The 292-nt window shown below is 43.5% G+C and carries 1 tRNA gene; it reads left to right on the top strand.

The features are described from left to right. The first annotated feature begins 35 nt into the window (after positions 1–35). A tRNA-Ala gene (locus WFJ73_RS33265) sits at positions 36–111 on the top strand. Positions 112–292: the final 181 nt, after the last annotated feature.

Below are 292 nucleotides of genomic sequence, written 5' to 3'. Positions count from 1 at the left end.
CATTATCCTTTCGATAATGACAACTTATACCCTATGGGGCCATAGCTCAGCTGGGAGAGCGCCTGCCTTGCAAGCAGGAGGTCAGGAGTTCGATCCTCCTTGGCTCCACCAATAATTTTTGTTTGTTGTCTATTTGCTGAAGATTTATTCGGAAGCTTAGTCAACGCAAAAGACTTGTTCTTTGAAAACTGGATAGCGAAAGATGAAACATCCTTAAGCAAGAAAAGTTTTTATTAGGTTAAGCTAATAAGAGCGCACGGAGGATGCCTAGGCACTAGGAGCCGAAGAAGGA

Source organism: Paenibacillus sp. MMO-58, assembly GCF_037146255.1.
Lineage (GTDB): Bacteria > Bacillota > Bacilli > Paenibacillales > Paenibacillaceae > Pristimantibacillus.
The sequence above is the reverse complement of the archived record's forward strand: the minus strand, read 5'-3'. Positions and strand labels throughout refer to the sequence as shown.